The sequence below is a fragment of the Achromobacter ruhlandii genome (assembly GCF_002082135.1).
GTDB lineage: Bacteria > Pseudomonadota > Gammaproteobacteria > Burkholderiales > Burkholderiaceae_B > Achromobacter > Achromobacter ruhlandii.
In genome coordinates, this window is record NZ_CP017433.1 from 5,327,372 (window position 1) to 5,347,132 (window position 19,761).

Here is a 19,761-nt window from a genome sequence, read left to right on the forward strand (position 1 = left end):
GCGGCAGCCGACCTCAGGCCGGCTGCCAGCCCCGCACGAACACGTCCACCGGCTGGCGCTTGCCACCGGCTTTCTGCAACTCCAGCAAGCGCAGCGCGCCGTCGCCGGTAGCGATGTCGATGCCTTCGGCATCCGCGCGCAGCACGCTGCCCGGCGCCGCCGCGGCTGGCTGCGGCAAGGCCTGCGCGCGCCACACCTTCACGGGATCGGCCAGCCCGGGCAGACGGATGCTGGCGCCCGGCACCGGATTGAAGGCGCGCACGCGGCGCGCCAGCAGTTCGGCCGGTTGGCTGCAGTCGAGCGCGGCCTCGGCCTTGTCCAGCTTGGCGGCGTAGGTCACGCCGTCCTGCGGTTGGGGGGTTGGCGCCAGGCCGCCCTGGGCCAACGCGGCCAGGGCCGCCACGATAGCCTCGCCGCCGGCCTGCGCCAGCGCATCGTGCAATTGCGCGGCATTGGTATCGGCGCCGATCGGCACGATGCGTTCCAGCAGCATGTCGCCGGTGTCCAGACCCGCATCCATCTGCATGATGGTGACCCCGGTACGCGCATCGCCCGCCTCGATGGCGCGCTGGATCGGCGCGGCGCCGCGCCAGCGCGGCAGCAGGCTCGCATGGATGTTCAGGCAACCCAGCCGCGGCAGGTCGAGCACCCACTGCGGCAGGATCAGGCCATAGGCGGCCACCACCATGACATCGGGCGCCACACGTTCGAGCAGGGCCCGCGCTTCGGCGGCTTCATCGGGATACCGGCCGTCCAGCCGCAGGCTGCGCGGCTGGGCCACCTGGATACCGGCGTCCAGCGCCGCCTGCTTGACCGGGCTGGGCGTCAACTTGAGCCCGCGTCCGGCCGGACGGTCGGGCTGGGTCATGACCAGGGGAATGTCGTGCCCCGCCGCGCGCAGGGCGTCGAAGGCAATACGGGCGAATTCCGGCGTGCCGGCAAAGACTAGGCGCATGGGGTCGGACCGGGAGAAAGGAAACGGGCTCAGGCGCGCAGCGCTTCGCGCTCGGCCTTTTTCAGCTTGGTCTTGATGCGATTCTGCTTCAGGTTGGACAGGTATTCGACGAACACCTTGCCTTCCAGATGGTCGAGCTCGTGCTGCACGCACACGGCCAGCAGGCCGTCGGCGTCGAACTCGAAGGGCTTGCCATCGATGTCCAGCGCCTTGCAGCGGATGCGCGAGGCGCGCTCGACTTCGTCGTAGATGCCGGGAACCGACAGGCAGCCTTCCTCGTAGATCTTGTAATCGTCGCTGCGCCAGGTGATCTCGGGATTGATCAGCACCAGCAGTTGATTGCTTTCTTCGGACACGTCGATGACGACCACGCGCTCGTGCACGTCGACCTGCGTCGCGGCCAGGCCCACGCCCGGCGCGTCGTACATGGTTTCGGCCATGTCGCGCACCAGTTGGCGGATGCGGTCATCGACCTCGGCGACCGGCTTGGCCTTTTTGTGCAAGCGCGGATCCGGGTAGCGAAGAATAGGAAGTAAAGCCATTGAAAAGGGATCGTCGGTAATTGGTGTCTGACCAACAGTTTAATTCATTAGATTCTTGATTTCTAATAGTTTTCGGCTAAGCCAGGGATAATCGGCGGCCGGCCCGGCCCCGATTTTGGCCGCTGCCGGCCGGGACGATTCGATCCGCTCCGCGCGGCCGCGCCCGGTCGCCGTGCGACACTCTCGGACGTCCGGCACGCCCACGCGCGCCCCGCCCCATGCTTTTGCCGCGCCGGCCCGCCCGGCGCCCCTTGCCCATGCCGCTCACCCACACCGCCGCTGAATTGTCCGCCTGGCTGCGCCTGTCCCTGGAACCGGGCATCGGTTCCGCCACCGCCTGCACGCTCCTGGGCGCCCTGGGGCTGCCCGAACAGATCTACGCCCAGCGCGCCACCGCCCTGGCGCGCCAACTGCCGGAGCCGCTGGCACGCCAGCTGGCCGCGCCCATGCCGGCCGACATGGCGGCCCAGGTCGACAGCGCCCTGCAATGGGTTGAGGCGCCCGGCCACCACATCCTGACGCTGTCCGACCCGGAGTACCCGCAAAGCCTGCTCACCATTGCCGACCCGCCCATCCTGCTCTATGTGAACGGCGATCCGGCCTATCTGCAAGGCCCCGCTCTGGCGGTGGTGGGCGCGCGCAATGCCACGCCCGGCGGCCAGGAAAACGCCCGCGCCTTCGCTCGCCACCTGGCCGCCAACGGCTGGCGCGTGGTCAGCGGACTGGCGCTGGGCATCGACGCCGCGGCCCACGAAGGCGCCCTGGACGCCGGCCCCGACGGCGCCGGCACCGTCGCCGTGATGGGCACCGGCATCGACCGCATCTATCCGGCCCGGCACCGCGACCTGGCTCACCGCATCGCCGCGCGCGGCGCGCTGGTGTCGGAACTGCCGCAGGGCACCGGCGCCCTGCCGCACCACTTTCCCAAGCGCAACCGCATCGTGGCCGGGCTGGCGCGCGGCGTGCTGGTGGTCGAGGCGGCCAGGCAGAGCGGATCGTTGATCACCGCGCGGCTGGCCGGTGAAAGCGGGCGCGAGGTATTCGCCATTCCCGGCTCGATCCATTCGCCACTGTCGCGTGGCTGCCATGCGCTGATCCGCCAGGGCGCCAAGCTGGTGGAAACCGCCGCCGACATCACCGACGAACTCGGCGGCGCGCCGCAGCCGGGGGCCCGTCAATCGGCCGCCCCGGCCGAAGAGGCGGCGCCGGACCATCCGGTACTCGAAGCCCTGGGGTTCGACCCTCTGCATCTGGACGCGCTGCAGGCGCGCTGCGGCCTGGACACCGCCACGCTGCAAGCGCAATTGCTCGAACTCGAACTGGCCGCGCGCGTCGCGCGCCTGGACGATGGCCGTTTCCAGCGCCTGAAATAACGGCGCCGCCCGAGGCCAGATGGCGCCATGACCGGCGCACGGACGCCCGCTAGGCGGGCCGCGCCCGGGGCCGGATGCGATGGCGCTAATATTGTCCCTGGCACCGGGCCGCCACCGCGGCCGCCCCCGATACCGATACAGGAAGAGACATGGCATTGCCCACACGCGTCAAGATCGTCGAGGTTTCGCCCCGCGACGGCCTGCAGAATGAAAAGGAATTCGTGCCCACCGACATCAAGGTGGAACTGATCGACCGCCTCGCGGCCGCCGGCTTTCCCAACGTCGAGGCGGCCTCGTTCGTGTCGCCCAAATGGGTGCCGCAGATGGCCGATGGCGCCGACGTCATGGCGCGTATCCAGCGCCGGCCGGGCACGATCTACTCGGTGCTCACGCCCAACATGAAGGGCTTCGAGGGGGCGCTGGCGGCCCGCGCGGACGAGATCGTCATCTTCGGCGCGGCCAGCGAGGCCTTCTCGCAGAAAAACATCAATTGCTCGATCGCCGAATCCATCGCGCGCTTCGAACCCGTGGTGCAGGCCGCCCGCGAGGCCGGCATCCGCGTGCGCGGCAGCATCAGCTGCGCGCTGGGCTGTCCCTACCAGGGCGAAGTGCCGATCGAATCCGTGGTGGACGTGGCCCAGCGCTACCTGGCCATGCAGGTCGACGAGATCGACGTGGCCGACACCATCGGCGTGGGCACGCCGCGGCGCGTGCGCGACGTGATGGCCGCGGTCACCCGCGTGGTGGACCCGGCGCGCGTCTCGGGCCATTTCCACGACACCTACGGCCAGGCGCTGGCCAACATCCTGGCGTCGCTGGAAACCGGCATCTCGATCTTCCACGCCTCGGTGGCCGGCCTGGGCGGCTGCCCCTACGCCAAGGGCGCGACCGGCAACGTCGCCACGGAAGACGTGCTGTACATGCTGCGCGGCCTGGACATCGATACCGGCGTGGATTTCGACGCGGTCGTCGATATCGGCCAATGGATGTCGGCCAACCTGAACCGCAAGGGTTCCAGCCGTGCCGGCAATGCGATTGCCGCCAAGCGGGCCGCCTGAAGCGAAAACCCGTAGAATGGCTGCGCGCGTTTCGCGTGAGCGTCGGGGCCACCCGGCGCACGTCTTCTCGCAACGCTATCGGAATTACGCAGCCGCATGACTTCCCCCGCCCAACCGCCCTCGCCCGAGGAACACGCCGCCCTGCTGCGCGCCATCGGCCCGCTGCCCCTGTCCGGGCAGGCCTGGCCCGATTGGGTGCGCATTCTCACCTGGGTCATCCTGGCCGTGCTGGGCGTGCAGGTGGTCACCACCGCCATCCGCGCCCCGGGACAGGCGCTGGACGGCATGATGGCCATCGTGGTGGGCCTGTGCTTCATCGGCCTGCTGTTCGTGTCCTGGCACATGCAGACATCCATCACCACCATCGACGAACGCGGCCTGCGCCAGACCTGGTTCGCGCGCCGCGAGGTCGCCTGGGAAGACGTGCGCGAAGTCCGCTTCGTGCCGATGATCTTTTCCAAGCGGCTGGTGGTGTTCACGCACCGCGGCCGACCGGTGATTTTCCAGGGCGGCACGCGCGAACTGCGCGCGGCGTTCACCCGGATCGCGCAGGTGTACCGGCGCCGCTGACGCGCCGCAGGCGCCACCGCCCCTCAAAGAAAAACCGATGCCGCGGCATCGGTTTTTCTTTGACCGAAACCGGCGCGCGGGCCGGTCCTAGCCACGCTCAGCGAATCGGCAGCGCGTACATCAGGCCGCCCTGCGTCCATTGCGCATTCAGGCCGCGCTTGATCTTCAGCGGACTGCCCTGGCCGACGTTGCGCTCGAAGCTCTCGCCGTAGTTGCCGACCTGCTTGACGATGTTGTAGGCCCACTTCTCGTCCAGCCCCAGGTTGGCGCCGCCGCCGGGCGTCACGCCCACGATGCGCTTGATGTTGGGGTTGTTGCTCTTGACCTGCTCGTCGACGTTCTTGGAAGTCACGCCGTATTCCTCGGCCTCGATCATGGCCGACAGCGACCACCGCACGATGTTCAGCCAGGCATCATCGCCCTGGCGCACGAACGGGCCCAGCGGCTCCTTCGAGATGATCTCGGGCAGCACCACGTAGTCATCGGGGTTCTGCAGCTTGGAGATGCGGATCGAGGCCAGGCCCGAGGCGTCGGTGGAGAACACGTCGCAGCGGCCCGCGGCAAAGGCGTTGACCACTTCGTTGAAGGTCTCGATCACCACCGGCTTGTAGGTGACGTTGTTGGCGCGCGCCCAGTCGGCCAGCGTGTTCTCGTTGGAGGTGCCGGTCTGCAGGCAGATCGTGGCGCCGTTGATTTCCTTGGCGCTCTTGACGCCAAGCGACTTGGGCACCAGGAAGCCCTGGCCATCGTAGAAGTTGATGCCGGCGTGGATGATGCCCAGCGCCGTATCGCGCTGCTGCGTCACGGTGGTATTGCGGGTCAGCACGTCGACTTCACCGGACTGCAGCGCGGTAAAGCGCTGCTGCGAATTCAGCGGCACCACCTTGATCTTGTTGGCATCGCCGAACACGGCCGCGGCGATCGCGCGGCACAGGTCCACGTCCAGGCCCTGCCACTTGCCCTGCGCGTCGGGCGCGGAAAAGCCGGCGAAGCCCGTGGTGGTGCCGCAGGCGACCGCCCCGCGCTGGCGCACGACGTCCAGCGTGGCCGCCTGCGCCCCTTGTGCCACGGCGAACAACAACGCCGCGCCTGCCAACCCTTTTGCAATGTTCATGACTTGTTTTCCTGTGGTTCCAGGACGCGCGAGCGCCCCATTGAAGCGGGGCCCGCAAGCGCGCCGAGGCGAGAAGCTTATCGGCATGAAGCGCCCGCGCCAAATAACAAGCGCTTATTTGGGTATATCACGCCGCGAGCGAAATAGACACCGGCTGGTTGGCCTCGCAGGCGTCCAGGGCGCGGCTCAGGCGCTCCATGCCCTGCGCGATCTGGCTTTCGTTCATGGTGGCAAACGACATGCGCATGGCGTGCAGGTCGGCCTGCGCCGGGTCGGCGTAGAACGCCTTGCCCGGCACGTAGACCACTTCGTGCTCGATGGCATAGGGCAGCAGGCGGGTGGCGTCGACCTCGCCGGTCAGGCGAGCCCAGAAGAACATGCCGCCTTCGGGCTTGCTGAAGGTGATGCGGCCATCCAGCTCGCGCGCCAGGGCCGTGGCCATGGCGTCGCAGCGCTGGCCGTAGGCGGCGCGGATGCGCGGCACGTGTTCTTCGTAGCGGCCGTTGGCCAGGTACTGCGCCACCACTTCCTGGATCCAGGCGGACGAGGCCATGTCGTCGGCAGCTTTGGCGCCGACGCAGCGGCGGCGGATCTCGGCCGGCGCCACCAGCCAGCCGATGCGCAGGGCCGGCGCCATGGTCTTGGACATGCTGGCCAGGTACACGGCCCAGTTGCGCGCCTCGCCTTCGGCCAGCGCCATGATGGGCGGCACCGCTTCGCCGGCGAAGCGCAGTTCGCTGTAGGGGTCGTCTTCGACGATCAGGAAGCGATGCTTGACCGCCAGTTCCAGCAGGCGCAGGCGGCGCTGGCGTGAAAGGGTGGCGCCGCAGGGGTTGGAAAACGACGCCACCACGCACACGACCTTGGGCTTGACGCGGGTGGCCAGCTCGTCGAGCGCGTCGATGTCGATGCCATCCGGGCCCGACGACACGGTGTGCACGGTAGCGCCGGTGTAGCGCAGCGCCTGCACGGAATTGGGGAAGGCGGGCGATTCGATGATGGCGTGGTCGCCCGGTTGCAGCATCACCCGGCTCAACAGCGCCAGCGCCTGTTGCGAGCCGCCCGTGACGGCCAGTTCCGTATCCGCGTTGCAATGCAGCCCGCGCGCCGCCGAAAGCCGCGCCAGCTCATGGCGCAGGCTGGCCTGGCCATCGATGTTCGAGTACTGCAGGCAGGCGCCCAGACGCGCCAGCACCTGCGTCGAGGCGATCGACAGACCATCCACGTCGAACAATTCCTGCGCGGGGTAGCCGCCCGCCAGCGAGATCGTGCCGGGACGCAGCGCGTAGGGCATGAGCGATCGGATCGGCGAAGCGGGGGGATTCAGGAAGGGCGTGGCAAATGCGTACTCGGGCGCGGCGCTGGACATGGCGGAGGGAAACGGCGAAAGGGAGGAGGGAATCGCGCGGTCCGCGAGGACCGCGCCGACGGGTTTAGAACATTGAAATCTAAACAAATATCCTGAAATTCTAAGCCTGCGATTCGGACAGGGTCAACGAAGATAGCGTGGCGCGCGGCCCGGTGTGGCGAAACGGTGCGCGCGCGTCCTACACTATGGGACATTCCGTTCCCAAGAGAACCGCATGACCGATGTAGACACCATGGCCACCCGCCTGGCCGGGATCCGACAACGCATTGCACAGGCCTGCCAGCGCGCCGGCCGCGCGCCAGACAGCGTGACCCTGCTTCCCGTCAGCAAGACCTTCGAGGTCGACGCCATCCGCGAGGCCATGGCGCTGGGCCTGACCCGCTTCGGCGAGAACAAAACCCAGGAATTGCGCCAGAAGGCCGCCGCCCTGGCCGGCCAGGGCCTGCACTGGGTACTGATCGGGCACCTGCAGACCAACAAGGCCAAGGACGCCGCGCGCGACGCCACCGAGCTGCAATCGCTGGACCGCCTGGACCTGGCCGAGGCACTGCACCGCCGCCTGCTCAACGAGGGCCGGACCCTCGACGTGCTGGTCCAGGTGAAGACCTCGACCGAACCCAGCAAGTACGGCATGGCGCCAGACCAGGTGGCGGGCTTCCTGCGCCGCATCGTGGCGGACTTCCCCACGTTGCGCGTGCAGGGCCTGATGACGATGGCCGTGAACTCGCCCGAGCCGCAGGAAGTTCGCGGCTGCTTCCGCGCCCTGCGCGAACTGCGCGACCAGTTGCGCCAAGCGGACATCGCCGGCGTGTCGCTGGAGCGGCTGTCGATGGGCATGAGCGGCGACTTCGAACTGGCGATCGAGGAAGGCTCGACCGAAGTGCGCATCGGCACCGCCCTCTTCGGCGCCCGCAGCTACCCGGATCCGCAATAAGCCGCTGAATCGGGGCCTCGAAACACACGCATATTGCCGCCGGCCCGGGGCATAATACCCTCGCAAAAAAACGAGGAGACTCCCCATGCACAAGCACGCCCGGCGCCTGTTGGCGCTTGCCGCCCTGTCGCTGGCCGCCACCGCGGCCTCGGCCCAATCCTGGCCCACCCAACCCATTCGCTGGATCGTGCCCTACCCGGCCGGCGGCGGCGCCGACGTGGTCGCGCGCACCGTGGCCAGCGGCATCGAGAAGCCGCTGGGCCAGACCATCGTGGTCGAGAACCGCCCCGGCGCGGCCACCATCATCGGCGCCACCGCGATCTCGCAGGCCGACCCCTCCGGCTACGTCATCGGCACGGCCGACTCCGGCACCCTGGCGTACAACCCGACGCTGTACGCCAAGCTGGCCTACGATCCGTCCAAGTTCACCTACGTCGGCGGCATCGCCAAGTTCCCGCTGCTGCTGGCGGTGAACGTCAATTCGCCCTACAAGACGGTCAACGACGTGATCCAGGCCGCCAAGAAGGAGCCCGGCAAGCTGACCGCCGCCTCCGCTGGCGCCGGTTCTCCGCATCACCTGGCGCTGGAATTGTTCAAGCAGCGCACCGGCGCCAACCTGCTGCATGTGCCCTACAAGGGCGCGGCGCCCGCCATCCAGGACCTGCTGGGCGGACAGGTGGACGTGATGTTCATCGACCTGGCCGCCGGCCTGCCCAACGTCAAGGCCGGCAAGCTGCGCGTGCTGGCCGCGGCCACGCCCGAGCGCGTTGCCGTGCTGCCGGACGCGCCCACCATGGCTGAACAGGGCGTGCCCGACTTCACCGCCTACGCCTGGCAAGGCCTGGTCGCCCCCGGCGGCCTGCCGGAGCCGGTGGTCAAGAAGCTGTCCGCCGAACTCGATGCCGCGCTCAAATCGCCGGCCGTGTCGCAGAAGATGCTGGACATGGGCGTCATCCCGATGCCGATGTCGGCGCAGGAATTCAAGGCCTATGCCGACCAGGAACGCGCCACTTGGGCCGAGGTGATCAAGAAGGCCAACATCAAGCTCGAATGAGCCCGCCCCGCCCATGAAAAACGCGGCCCCTCGGGGCCGCGTTTTTCTTTGGTGCTCCTGGCGCTGCCGGCAACGGCCCGCTGGCCGGTCACTCGCGCGGCAGCCTGACCGCCAGGCGCAGGGACTCCACGCATTGCCTACCCTGCTCGATGGCCTGGCCGAACGCCTCCGACATGATGTCGCCATGGCTGAACCAGCTGACCTTGCGGACGCTGCGGTAGCGATACTGGTAGCCCGAGTCGGCAGGCCTGCCATCCAGGTCGACGTCGATCCAGGGCGAGCGCACCTGGCAATGCAGCGCCCGCGCATCGACCTGGCCGCCCGCCAGCGTCACCTCGTACGACGATATCTCCGGCGTGCCGAGGTAGATATCCGCCAGCTGGCCAGTCTGGCGATAGCGGGCGAAGGATTCCCAATCATCGCCCAGGTGCGACTGCGCGTGCACATACTGCCCGCCGACGCGTTCCAACGCCCGCAGGTCCACCAGCGTGGCGTCGATGCGATAGACGGCCGGCACCACGAAGTCACTGGCGGCGCGTTGCAGCCGGCAATCGCGGTTCTCGGCGGCGAAGCTGCGGCATAGCGCCTGGTCCATCGCCGTGGCGCCGTTCTGCAGGTCGCCCACGCTGACTTCCGCCGCCACCATCCGCCCGACCTCGACCGACGCGCGCACTTGTGCTTGCCCGCCTTTGCCGAATTGCTCGTTGCGTGTCACCACGACGCCCGCCGCCGGCGCTTCCAGCGCGATGTCCTCGCGCCGCATATGGCCTTGATCGTCCATGACAAACGCCCAGCGCTGCTGGATGTCGGGCATGGTGAAACCCGGCACGAACACCGGGTTGGTGGGATCAAGCCACCAGGTCGCGCCCTGCACTTGGGCACGCACGATGGCATGGTTGGGCGCCGCCAGCCCCGGCAGCAGGAGGTCGGGCGCCATGGTGCCGCGCGTCACCAGCGCGGGTTCGGCGTCGATGCCGGCCGCGCGCAACATGGCCACCAGCAACACCGCCAGATCCTTGCAGTCGCCATAGCCGCGGCGCTCGATCTCGTCCAGCGCGAACGGGATCTGGCCGCGCTCGCTACTGCGCCAGTCGCCCAGGTAGCGATAGTGTTCGTGCAGATGGCGCATCAGGCCGGCCACGGCCTTGGGCGCGGGCTGGCCGCGCTGCGCCGCGACCGCGGCGGCGGCGTTCGGTGGCAAGGCGGCCGCCAGGATCTCGTTGTAGCGCCTGGCGAACGGGCCGAAATAGTCCTGCAGCGCGTCGGAACTGCCGATCTCCAGGCGCGGCGACTGCCGCAGATAACCCTGGTCCGACTCATTGACGTAAGCGTAGTAGTAGGGCGTGGCCTTCAGCTCCACCGTGATGTGCCTGGCATCGGGCGTCGCCTCGACGCGATAGGCGTCCATGGACCGGCCCCGCCACACCATCGGGCGGTCGGCGCTGAACTCGGCCCGGAAACGCTCCTGCCGCACGGCGCGCGGTTGCAGGTCCAGCACGTAGTGGAACTGCGTGGCCGACGGAATGCCGGCGAAGCGTTCGCGCAGGGTATAGACGATGGTGCTGCCTACCCGCAGGTTGGGAAAGGCCAGCGAGGTCTGCTTCTCCCGCAGGAACCCCTGGTCCGGATTGGGCGCCATGCGGGTATCGATCTGCGCGTCGGTCAGCGGCACGGGCTTTTCGCCCGGTTGGATCAGTTCGGCGCGTTCGACCTTGAGCGTATCGTTCTCGGCGTAGCTGCGGTCGATGCGCGAGACCAGGTCGCGCCCGGCCAGCGTCAGGATGGTATAGCGGTAAGTGCTGACGCACTCGGTGCTGTTGTCCTGATCGAAGTGGCAGTGGAATTCGGTTTCACCGGAAAGGGGCGCCTCGGCAATCGGTTGGCGCGCGGCATGAGCCGGCAGGCTGGCCGTGGCTGCCAGGACGGCGGCCAGGATGGGGGCACGGGGGAAAACAGGCATGGAAAATGCGTCGCCTTAATCTACAACTGAGACGCAATGTTATTTGCAATAAAATAGCAACACAAGCTTTCCGTTGCTACGGGAGGCCACAGCAGTCCACCCAAAGCAAAACGCCCGGCGTCACCGCCGGGCGTTGCGTCCTGACGCCACAACGGCGGCGCTTACACCAGCACGCGCTCGATGCCGCCCGCGTTGGCGCGGCGCACGTAGTCTTCCATCCAGCCTTCGCCGAGGATGTGGCGCGCCATCTCGACCACGATGTAGTCGGCATCCATGCCGGTGTCGCCCTGGTAGCGCGACAGCCCCTGCAGGCACGACGGGCACGAGGTCAGCACCTTGACGTCACCCGTGAAGCCATCGCTGCGCAGCGCGGCATCGCCCTTGAGCAGCTCTTCCTGTTTGCGAAAGCGCACCTGGGTCGAGATGTCCGGCCGGCTGACGGCGAGCGTGCCCGACTCGCCGCAGCAGCGGTCGCTCTTGACCGCGCCGTCGCCCACCAGCGACCGCACCGTCTTCATCGGATCCTGCAGCTTCATCGGCGTGTGGCAGGGGTCGTGGTACATGTAGCGCACGCCCTTGGCGCCTTCCAGCTTGATGCCCTTTTCCAGCAGGTATTCGTGGATGTCGATCAGGCGGCAGCCCGGGAAGATCTTCTCGAACTCGTAGCCGGCCAGTTGGTCGTAGCAGGTGCCGCAGCTGACCACCACGGTCTTGATGTCCAGGTAGTTCAGCGTGTTGGCGACGCGGTGGAACAGCACCCGGTTGTCGGTGATGATCTGCTCGGCCTTGTCGGTCATGCCGTTGCCGCGCTGCGGATAACCGCAGCACAGGTAGCCCGGCGGCAGCACGGTCTGCACGCCGGCATGCCACAGCATCGCCTGCGTGGCCAGGCCGACCTGCGAGAACAGGCGTTCCGAACCGCAGCCCGGGAAGTAGAACACCGCTTCCGTGTCGGCCGTGGTGGCCTTCGGATCGCGGATGATCGGCACGTAGTTCGCGTCTTCGATATCGAGCAGCTTGCGCGCGGCCTGCTTGGGCAGCCCGCCCGGCATCTTCTTGTTGACGAAGTGCACCACCTGCTCGCGCAGCGGCGGCTTGCCCACGGTCGCCGGCGGCGCCGAGGTCTGTTTCTTCACCAGGCCCGATAGCAGGTCGTGGGCGGCGCGCTGCACCTTGTAGCCCACGCCCACCATCGCCTTGCGGGTGGCGTTGATAGTGGCCGGATCCTTGGCGTTCAGGAAGAACATGGCGCTGGCCGTGCCCGGATTGAACGACTTGCGGCCCATGCGCCGCAGCACGGCGCGCATGTTCATCGACACGTCGCCGAAGTCGATGTCGACCGGACAGGGGTTGTAGCACTTGTGGCAGACGGTGCAGTGGTCGGCCACGTCCTCGAACTCTTCCCAGTGCTTCAGGCTGACGCCGCGGCGGGTCTGCTCTTCGTAAAGGAAGGCCTCGACCAGCAGCGAGGTCGCCAGGATCTTGTTGCGCGGCGAGTACAGCAGGTTGGCGCGCGGCACATGGGTGGCGCACACCGGCTTGCATTTGCCGCAGCGCAGGCAGTCCTTGATCGAATCCGAGATGGCGCCGATGTCGCTCTGCTGCATGATCAGCGACTCGTGGCCCATCAGGTTGAAGCTGGGCGTCCAGGCGTGGCGCAGGTCGGCGCCCGGCATCAGCTTGCCGGCGTTGAAGTGGCCATTGGGGTCGACGCGGCGCTTGTAGTCCTGGAACGGCGCCAGTTCGGCCTCCGTCAGGAACTCATACTTGGTCAGGCCGATGCCGTGCTCGCCCGAGATCACGCCGTCCAGGTCGCGCGCGATCTGCATGATGCGCTCGACGGCCTGGTGGGCCTCCTGCAGCATGCCGTAGTCATCCGAGTTGACCGGGATGTTGGTGTGGACGTTACCGTCGCCAGCGTGCATGTGCAGCGCCACGAACACGCGGCTCTTGAGCACGCGGCCGTGGATCGCCACCAGCTCGTCCAGGATCGGCTTGCGCGCCGCGCCCGAGAACGCGGCCTGCAGGCCGGCCAGCACCTCGGTCTTCCACGACACGCGGATGGTGCGGTCCTGCACCACATCGAACACGCGCGCCCGCGGCTGCGCCGCCAGGCGCTCGGTGAGCGTGGCGTGCAGATGCGACATGCCCAGGCCGTCCAGCTGCGGCATGGCGTCGGCCAGCGGCAGGTCCAGATTGTCCAGCAGCCACTGCCAACGCTGGCGCGCGGCGGCCAGCAGCTCGATGGCCTGGCGCGTGCGCTCGGCCAGCACCTCGGCGCGGGTCTCGTCGTCGGCGGCGTCTTCCGCCTTGCCGACCGGCAGCGGCGTACAGAGATAGTCGTCCAGCGCGTCCAGCAGGCGCAGCTTGTTGCGCGTCGACAGCTCGATGTTGATGCGCTCGATATGGTCGGTGTATTCGCCCATGCGCGGCAGCGGGATCACCACGTCTTCGTTGATCTTGAAGGCGTTGGTGTGGCGCGCGATCGCGGCGGTGCGCGAACGGTCGAGCCAGAACTTCTTGCGGGCCTCGGCGCTCACCGCCACGAAGCCTTCGCCGTGGCGGGTGTTGGCCAGCCGCACCACTTCGCTGGCGGCCGCGGCCACGGCGTCCTCGTCGTCACCGACGATATCGCCGATCAGCACCATCTTGGGCAGCGAACCGCGCTTGCTCTTGGTGGCGTAGCCGACCGCGCGCAGATAGCGCTCGTCCAGATGCTCCAGGCCGGCCAGGATGGCGCCGCGGGCGCGGCCTTCGCCGTCCAGGTAGCCCTTGACCTCGACGATCGACGGAATCGCGTCGCGCGCCTGGCCGAAGAATTCCATGCAGACCGTGCGCGTATGCTTGGGCATGCGGTGCAGGACCCAGCGCGCCGACGTGATCAGGCCGTCGCAGCCTTCCTTCTGGATGCCAGGCAGGCCGGCCAGGAACTTGTCGGTGACGTCCTTGCCCAGGCCTTCCTTGCGGAACACGCGGCCGGCGATTTCCAGGGTCTCGGTCTTGAGCAGGCGCTCGCCCGGCTTGCCGCGGCCATCGAACCACTTGAGTTCGAAGCGGGCCACCTCCACGTCATGGATCTTGCCCATGTTGTGGTCCAGGCGCGTCACTTCGAGCCAGTTGCCGTCCGGATCGACCATGCGCCACCAGGCCAGGTTGTCGAGCGCGGTGCCCCACAGCACGGCCTTCTTGCCGCCGGCGTTCATGGCGATGTTGCCGCCCACGCACGAGGCCTCGGCCGAAGTCGGGTCCACGGCGAACACGAAACCGGCCGCCTCGGCCGCTTCCGAGACCCGCTTGGTCACCACGCCGGCGCCGGCATGGATGACGGCCACGGGCTCGGTGAGCCCGGGCAGGATACAGGACTCGACCTTGCCCAGCTTGTCGAATTTCTCGGTATTGATGACGGCCGACTTCCAGGTCAGCGGAATCGCGCCGCCGGTATAACCGGTGCCGCCGCCACGCGGCACGATGGTCAGGCCCAGCTCGATACAGGCGGTGACCAGCGCGGCGATCTCGTCTTCCGAGTCCGGCGTCAGCACCACGAACGGGTATTCCACGCGCCAGTCGGTGGCGTCGGTCACGTGCGATACGCGCGACAGGCCGTCGAACTTGATGTTGTCGCGCGCGGTGATGCGGCCCAGCACCTTCTGCGCCTGCTTGCGCAGCATGGCGGTCTGGTCGAACTCGCCCTCGAAGGCGGCGATGGCCGAACGCGCCCGGCCCAGCAGGCCCAGCACCTTTTCGTCGCGATGCGGATCGTGGCCGGCCTCGGCCGGCGCGCCGGGTTCGCGGCGGCGGTCGATCTCGCCCAGCCGATGGTGCAGTGCGTCGATCAACTGCTTGCGACGCTTGGGGTTGTCCAGCAGGTCGTCCTGCAGGTACGGATTGCGGCGCACCACCCAGATGTCGCCCAGCACCTCGTACAGCATGCGGGCGGAGCGCCCGGTGCGGCGTTCGCCGCGCAGGTCGGTCAACAGGCTCCAGGCGTCGTCGCCCAGCAGCCGGCCGACGATCTCGCGATCGGAGAACGACGTGTAGTTGTAGGGAATTTCGCGCAGTCGCGCGGGTGCTGTGGGCGGCGTCGCCCCGTTCAAGATGTGGCTGGCGAGTGGGGCGTTCATGGCGGCAAGAGGGGGCCCTTAAAAAATTATTTTATGCCATTGGCCGGAACCGCCCCCGAATACCCCCTGGGAAGCGTCCAGAAACGGGACAATGGCATGCTTATGCGTCCCCAATTAAGCGGGGCGTCAGCGCTTAGACCTGCCCGGGGAACAGCCACAGCAGGCTCGCCGTCATGGCCAGGTAGCGCAGAAACTTGCCGATGGCCATATAGGCCACGCAGGGCCAGAACGGCAGCCGCAGCCAGCCGGCCACGGCGCACAGCGGATCGCCCACGGCCGGCAGCCAGGACAGCAGCAGCGCCGGCGGCCCCATGCGGTGTATCCAGTCATGGGCGCGCTCGTGCCAGCGCCCGCGCATGCGGGATTGGGCCGGCGCATGGGGGTGACGCTCCTTCCAGCGCTCGACGGCCTTTTCCGCGCCCAGGCCCATGGCGTAACTGATGGCGCCGCCGATGGTGTTGCCGGCGGTCGCCACCAGGATGGCGGGCCAGAACATGTCGGGCGACAGCTTGATATAGCCGAACACCGCCGGCTCCGAGCCAAGCGGCAGCAACGTGGCCGAGATCAGCGACACGGCGAAGATGGCGGACAGGCCCACCGACGGCAGGGCCAACAGGTTCAGCAGCCAGTGGATGGCGGAGAGCAGGCTTTCTTCCATGATGGCGACGAGTGTAGCCGCGCACGGCCCCCGCGCCTGTCCGGTCCATGGCGAAAGCGCCGGAAAACCGTCGGGCATCGCGGCTTTCCCTGCAATAATCGCGCTCACGCCCCGGCGTGCGCGGCCGTCTCCGCGCGCCGACCTTTTTTCGCCCCTACCCACGCGCAGTCCATGTCCACCGATTATCTGAAACGCATCCTGACCTCCAAGGTCTACGACGTCGCGGTCGAATCGCCGCTCGAATCCGCGCCGCTGTTGTCGCAGCGCATGGCGAACACGATCCTGCTCAAGCGCGAGGACACCCAGGCCGTATTCAGCTTCAAGCTGCGCGGGGCGTACAACAAGATGGCCAACCTGACGCCGGCGGCGCGCAACCGCGGCGTGATCGCGGCCTCGGCCGGCAACCACGCCCAGGGCGTGGCGCTGGCCGCCTCCCGGCTCGGCTGCCGCGCGGTCATCGTCATGCCCACCACCAGCCCGCAGGTCAAGATCGACGCGGTGCGCCGTCTGGGCGGCGAAGTGGTGCTGGCCGGCGAAAGCTTCTCCGACGCCTATGCCCACGCGCAAACGCTGGAAAAGAAAGAGAAATTGACCTTCGTGCACCCGTTCGACGATCCCGACGTGATCGCCGGCCAGGGCACGGTCGGCATGGAGATCCTGCGCCAGCACCCCGGCCCGATCGACGCCATCTTCGTGGCCATCGGCGGCGGCGGCCTGATCGCCGGCGTGGCCGCCTACATCAAGCAGCTGCGCCCCGAGATCAAGATCATCGGCGTGCAGACCGAAGATTCCGACGCCATGCTGCGCAGCGTGCGTGCCGGCCGCCGCGTGCAGTTGAACGACGTCGGATTGTTCTCCGACGGCACGGCCGTCAAGCTGGTGGGCGCAGAGACCTTCAAGCTCACGCGCAAGTACGTCGACGATTTCGTGGTGGTGGACACCGATTCCATCTGCGCCGCCATCAAGGACGTGTTCCAGGACACCCGCAGCGTGCTGGAGCCCGCCGGCGCCATGGCCGTGGCCGGCGCCAAGCAATACGCCGCCGAACACAAGCTCAAGGACAAGACGCTGGTCGCCATCGCCTGCGGCGCCAACATGAACTTCGACCGCCTGCGCTTCGTGGCCGAACGCGCCGAGGTCGGCGAAATGCGCGAGGCGGTCTTCGCCGTCACCATGCCTGAGCAACGCGGCAGCTTCCGCCGCTTCTGCGAACTGGTCGGTGAACGCAGCGTGACCGAGTTCAACTACCGCATTTCCGATTCGGACCGCGCCCACGTGTTCGTCGGCCTGCAGGTGTCCTCGCCGGCCGAACCCGCGAAGATCGCCAATCACTTCCGCCGCCACGGCTTCGACACGCTCGACCTGACTCACGACGAAATGGCCAAGACCCACTTGCGCCACATGGTCGGCGGGCGCTCCGCGCAGGCGCGCGACGAGCTGCTCTACCGCTTCGAGTTCCCGGAACGCCCGGGCGCGCTGATGCGTTTCCTGAACGCCATGAACCCGGAATGGAACATCAGCCTGTTCCACTATCGCAACCAGGGCGCCGACTACGGCCGCATCCTGATCGGCATCCAGGTGCCGCCGGCCGATAAAAAGCAGTTCCGCAACTTCGTGGCCGACCTCGGCTACCCGCACTGGAACGAGACCGACAACCCGGCCTACAAGCTGTTCCTGTAACTCCGTTCCCCAGAAAGCGAGAGGGCCTCCATACGGAGGCCCTGCCCTTCTTTGCTCAAGACCCGCCCGGCTGCAACCTGGAGGGGGGGTTCGCTGTCACTCGGCGGCTCACGGAGATGTGCCGCGCATTCAGCAAGGTGCAGCCAGGCCGGCGCCCTTGCTTAGAAACGGTGACGCACGCCCACCGCGAACGCGGTGTCACGGGCATCGTGCTGGAACGCGTAATTATCGCCATAGGAGGCATACGCGTACAGGTTGGTGCGCTTGGTGAAGTCGTACGTGTAGCCCAGGCTGTAGACGTTGAAGGTTGCGTCATCGCCGGTCAGCTTGTCGTTGTTCGGCGTGGCGCGCTGCCAGGAGCCGAACACGGCGTGGCGGCCCAACGGCACGGTGGCGCCGATCATGTAGGAATTGGCGCGGAAGCCGTCGGCCAGCTTGAACGTACCCAGCTTCTGCATGCCGTCCGGCGTGGTGCCCATGTTCTGGCCGATGAACCAGCCATCACGGGTCTGGCTGAACGCCGCCGCCACCTTCACCACCTCGAAGTCATAGGTGCCGCCGATGATGTATTCCTGGATGCGCGAGCTGGACTTGCCGCCCGTGGTGTCGTTGGACGGGTTAAAGCGGTCATAGGCGGCCGCCAGGTTCAGCGGGCCGTTCAGGTATTGCACGCCCGCGGTCAGGACGCGGTTGTTGTTGCCGGTGGCAAAACCCTTCTGCTTGTCGTCGGTGACGCTGTCATCGGCGCTGAACGAGTAGCCCACGCCCACCTTGAAACCGTCCATGCTGGGGGTCTGGTACAGCACCATGTTGTCCAGGCGCATGGTGTTGGCGCTGCTGAACGTGGTGCCCAGGTTGGCGGTGTTGTAGCTGATCGAGAACGGGTCGATCGAGCCGAAGTACTTCGAAGCCAGGTTGGTCTGGCGGCCGAACTCGAGGCGGCCCCACGAATCGCTGTCCAGGCCGACGGTGGCCTGGCGGCCCCAGAGGCGGCCGTTCTGCAGCGATTGGCCGTTCATCGGGCCAAAGCCGCCTTCCAGGTTGAACACAGCGCGCAGGCCGTCGCCCAGGTCTTCCGAGCCGCGCAGGCCGAAGCGCGAACCGCTGCTCACGCCCTGCACGCCGGCGATGCGGCTTTGCGAATGACCGTTGAATTTCACTTGTTCGTAACCGACACCGGCATCGATCAGGCCGTACAGCGTCACGGAGTCGGCGGCTTGCGCGGCACCGGCGAAGCCGGCCAGCAACGCGACGGCCAATAGCGTCTTCTTCATAAAAGTCCCCAAAATGGCGAGATAAAGGCATGGACGCATCCGCGCGGCGAAACCCGCCGTCGTCTGCGTGCCGCTGCGAAAAAAAAGCGAGCGGCGTCTGCACTGAATCTAGTTTCGGCTCAGGAACAATTTGAAGTAATCCGGATTTCGAAGAACAACTTTCCATGGGTGGGATAATGCCTGCCACCCGCGCCGCCGAGATGCCTGAGAAGGCGCCTTAACGCCTTGATATCAAATGTGAATCCTTGCTCGCAATTGGCGCGTCACGACTTCCGGGGCGCCACCGTTTTCGGCTGTCGACCGACATCACATGTTGAACTGGCCGCACAGTTTTGCGGCATATACGCCACAGCCCGCGCGTCCTGCCGCCTGCGTCCCGAGACGAAAAACCCCTTGGCGAGCAAGGGGTTTCGTGGGGACCGTGCTCCAGCGATCAACGGCCCTTGGGCGGATAGTCCAGTTCGCCGAAGGTGTATTCGCCGCGGGCTTTGGCCTGGGCGAGTTCTTCACGCACCTGCTCGCGAGTCTTGCCGACCGTTTGCGGCGCCGCGGCGCGCGGCGGGTAGTCCAGTTCGCCGCTGGTGACCTGGCCTGCCACCTTGGCGCTTTGCAGCTCCTGCCGCACCTGCTCGCGCGTCATGGTGCCTTGCTGCGCGATGGCGGGCGGATAATCCTGTTCGCCGAACGTGACCTGGCCGGCAGCCTTGGCGGCCTGGTATTCCTGCTGGACCTGTTCGCGGGTCTTGCCATCGGCATGGGCGGCGGACATGCCCGCCAGCGTTGCGGTAACCATGAGTGCGGTAGCTAGGGCTTTCATTGTGATGACTCCATCCTAAACCTGGCACACCGTCCGCTGCCAGGGCGGCAGCGGCAATGTGACAATTCGATTGCTTGGGGTGAAGTATCTGGCGATCAGCTCCTAGTAAAAACCCTTATTTTGGTGAACATATTTGCATGGACGGGACAATTGCAAAGCGTATCCGTCAAAGCTGCGCATCAATTGCGCAATCCACCGGGCCACTCCGCTGCCGCCGGCACACCTCGGCATTCAGCTGCGCGCCAGCCAGGCCGTGGAACATGCGTTCACCACGTGGCACGG

General features: G+C 67.2%; 15 protein-coding genes. 6 read left to right on the forward strand and 9 right to left on the reverse strand.

Features of this window, described 5'->3' with window-relative positions:
• Positions 1 to 13: 13 nt before the first annotated feature.
• Positions 14 to 955 carry a methionyl-tRNA formyltransferase gene (fmt, locus tag AruCF_RS24180; RefSeq protein ID WP_049076816.1) on the reverse strand — a complete coding sequence of 314 codons (942 nt, stop codon included), beginning with the start codon at positions 953 to 955 and terminating at the stop codon, positions 14 to 16.
• A 29-nt stretch (positions 956 to 984) separates the two neighbouring features.
• Complete coding sequence (def, locus tag AruCF_RS24185; protein ID WP_006389914.1) at positions 985 to 1,497, reverse strand: peptide deformylase; 513 nt, start codon at positions 1,495 to 1,497, stop codon at positions 985 to 987.
• A gap of 257 nt (positions 1,498 to 1,754) precedes the next feature.
• On the opposite strand from def, the gene dprA reads away from it, so the two are divergent.
• The 3 genes from dprA (at position 1,755) to AruCF_RS24200 (ending at position 4,498) form a co-directional block, all read left to right on the forward strand.
• Positions 1,755 to 2,870 carry a DNA-processing protein DprA gene (gene dprA / locus AruCF_RS24190; protein WP_049076818.1) on the forward strand — a complete coding sequence of 372 codons (1,116 nt, stop codon included), beginning with the start codon at positions 1,755 to 1,757 and terminating at the stop codon, positions 2,868 to 2,870.
• 149 nt (positions 2,871 to 3,019) lie between these two features.
• A complete protein-coding gene (locus tag AruCF_RS24195; RefSeq protein ID WP_049076821.1) occupies positions 3,020 to 3,928 on the forward strand; it encodes a hydroxymethylglutaryl-CoA lyase in 909 nt (302 codons plus the stop codon).
• Positions 3,929 to 4,024: 96 nt separating this feature from the next.
• The gene (locus tag AruCF_RS24200) at positions 4,025 to 4,498 is read left to right on the forward strand and encodes a membrane protein (RefSeq protein ID WP_049076822.1); all 474 of its coding nucleotides are present in this window, start codon (positions 4,025 to 4,027) and stop codon (positions 4,496 to 4,498) included.
• A gap of 97 nt (positions 4,499 to 4,595) precedes the next feature.
• Here AruCF_RS24200 and AruCF_RS24205 read toward each other — a convergent pair whose 3' ends face one another.
• Positions 4,596 to 5,612, reverse strand: coding sequence for an amino acid ABC transporter substrate-binding protein (locus tag AruCF_RS24205; protein WP_049076824.1), 1,017 nt, complete (start codon positions 5,610 to 5,612; stop codon positions 4,596 to 4,598).
• A 127-nt stretch (positions 5,613 to 5,739) separates the two neighbouring features.
• Positions 5,740 to 6,981, reverse strand: a complete 1,242-nt coding sequence (locus AruCF_RS24210; RefSeq protein WP_049076827.1) for an aminotransferase-like domain-containing protein — start codon at positions 6,979 to 6,981, stop codon at positions 5,740 to 5,742.
• A gap of 214 nt (positions 6,982 to 7,195) precedes the next feature.
• Here AruCF_RS24210 and AruCF_RS24215 point away from each other — a divergent pair, with 214 nt between their 5' ends.
• The gene (locus tag AruCF_RS24215; protein WP_049076829.1) at positions 7,196 to 7,915 is read left to right on the forward strand and encodes a YggS family pyridoxal phosphate-dependent enzyme; all 720 of its coding nucleotides are present in this window, start codon (positions 7,196 to 7,198) and stop codon (positions 7,913 to 7,915) included.
• Between the two features lie 85 nt (positions 7,916 to 8,000).
• Positions 8,001 to 8,969 (forward strand): Bug family tripartite tricarboxylate transporter substrate binding protein, encoded by a 969-nt coding sequence (locus AruCF_RS24220; RefSeq protein WP_049076832.1) that lies wholly within the window; start codon positions 8,001 to 8,003, stop codon positions 8,967 to 8,969.
• An 88-nt stretch (positions 8,970 to 9,057) separates the two neighbouring features.
• On the opposite strand, the gene AruCF_RS24225 is transcribed toward AruCF_RS24220, so the two are convergent.
• The 3 genes from AruCF_RS24225 to AruCF_RS24235 form a co-directional block, all read right to left on the reverse strand.
• Positions 9,058 to 10,929 carry a DUF3857 domain-containing transglutaminase family protein gene (locus tag AruCF_RS24225; RefSeq protein WP_049076834.1) on the reverse strand — a complete coding sequence of 624 codons (1,872 nt, stop codon included), beginning with the start codon at positions 10,927 to 10,929 and terminating at the stop codon, positions 9,058 to 9,060.
• Between the two features lie 161 nt (positions 10,930 to 11,090).
• Complete coding sequence (locus AruCF_RS24230) at positions 11,091 to 15,050, reverse strand: DUF3683 domain-containing protein (RefSeq protein ID WP_049076837.1); 3,960 nt, start codon at positions 15,048 to 15,050, stop codon at positions 11,091 to 11,093.
• A gap of 133 nt (positions 15,051 to 15,183) precedes the next feature.
• A complete protein-coding gene (locus AruCF_RS24235; protein ID WP_049076839.1) occupies positions 15,184 to 15,708 on the reverse strand; it encodes a YqaA family protein in 525 nt (174 codons plus the stop codon).
• 171 nt (positions 15,709 to 15,879) lie between these two features.
• On the opposite strand from AruCF_RS24235, the gene ilvA reads away from it, so the two are divergent.
• On the forward strand, positions 15,880 to 17,388 hold the full coding sequence (gene ilvA, locus AruCF_RS24240; RefSeq protein ID WP_049076840.1) for a threonine ammonia-lyase, biosynthetic: 1,509 nt from the start codon (positions 15,880 to 15,882) through the stop codon (positions 17,386 to 17,388).
• Positions 17,389 to 17,549: 161 nt separating this feature from the next.
• Here ilvA and AruCF_RS24245 read toward each other — a convergent pair whose 3' ends face one another.
• Both AruCF_RS24245 and AruCF_RS24250 read right to left on the reverse strand, forming a co-directional pair.
• On the reverse strand, positions 17,550 to 18,662 hold the full coding sequence (locus AruCF_RS24245) for a porin (protein ID WP_049076844.1): 1,113 nt from the start codon (positions 18,660 to 18,662) through the stop codon (positions 17,550 to 17,552).
• A gap of 433 nt (positions 18,663 to 19,095) precedes the next feature.
• Positions 19,096 to 19,479 (reverse strand): DUF4148 domain-containing protein, encoded by a 384-nt coding sequence (locus AruCF_RS24250; protein ID WP_049076847.1) that lies wholly within the window; start codon positions 19,477 to 19,479, stop codon positions 19,096 to 19,098.
• Between the last annotated feature and the right edge of the window lie 282 nt (positions 19,480 to 19,761).

Coding starts and splice junctions, on each gene's coding strand:
- AruCF_RS24250 (WP_049076847.1), bottom strand. CDS start 19,479: ATGAAAGCCCTAGCTACCGCACTCATGGTTACCGCAACGCTGGCGGGC.
- AruCF_RS24195 (WP_049076821.1), top strand. CDS start 3,020: ATGGCATTGCCCACACGCGTCAAGATCGTCGAGGTTTCGCCCCGCGAC.
- ilvA (WP_049076840.1), top strand. CDS start 15,880: ATGTCCACCGATTATCTGAAACGCATCCTGACCTCCAAGGTCTACGAC.
- AruCF_RS24215 (WP_049076829.1), top strand. CDS start 7,196: ATGACCGATGTAGACACCATGGCCACCCGCCTGGCCGGGATCCGACAA.
- def (WP_006389914.1), bottom strand. CDS start 1,497: ATGGCTTTACTTCCTATTCTTCGCTACCCGGATCCGCGCTTGCACAAA.
- dprA (WP_049076818.1), top strand. CDS start 1,755: ATGCCGCTCACCCACACCGCCGCTGAATTGTCCGCCTGGCTGCGCCTG.
- AruCF_RS24245 (WP_049076844.1), bottom strand. CDS start 18,662: ATGAAGAAGACGCTATTGGCCGTCGCGTTGCTGGCCGGCTTCGCCGGT.
- AruCF_RS24220 (WP_049076832.1), top strand. CDS start 8,001: ATGCACAAGCACGCCCGGCGCCTGTTGGCGCTTGCCGCCCTGTCGCTG.
- AruCF_RS24200 (WP_049076822.1), top strand. CDS start 4,025: ATGACTTCCCCCGCCCAACCGCCCTCGCCCGAGGAACACGCCGCCCTG.
- AruCF_RS24230 (WP_049076837.1), bottom strand. CDS start 15,050: ATGAACGCCCCACTCGCCAGCCACATCTTGAACGGGGCGACGCCGCCC.
- AruCF_RS24235 (WP_049076839.1), bottom strand. CDS start 15,708: ATGGAAGAAAGCCTGCTCTCCGCCATCCACTGGCTGCTGAACCTGTTG.
- AruCF_RS24225 (WP_049076834.1), bottom strand. CDS start 10,929: ATGCCTGTTTTCCCCCGTGCCCCCATCCTGGCCGCCGTCCTGGCAGCC.
- AruCF_RS24210 (WP_049076827.1), bottom strand. CDS start 6,981: ATGTCCAGCGCCGCGCCCGAGTACGCATTTGCCACGCCCTTCCTGAAT.
- AruCF_RS24205 (WP_049076824.1), bottom strand. CDS start 5,612: ATGAACATTGCAAAAGGGTTGGCAGGCGCGGCGTTGTTGTTCGCCGTG.
- fmt (WP_049076816.1), bottom strand. CDS start 955: ATGCGCCTAGTCTTTGCCGGCACGCCGGAATTCGCCCGTATTGCCTTC.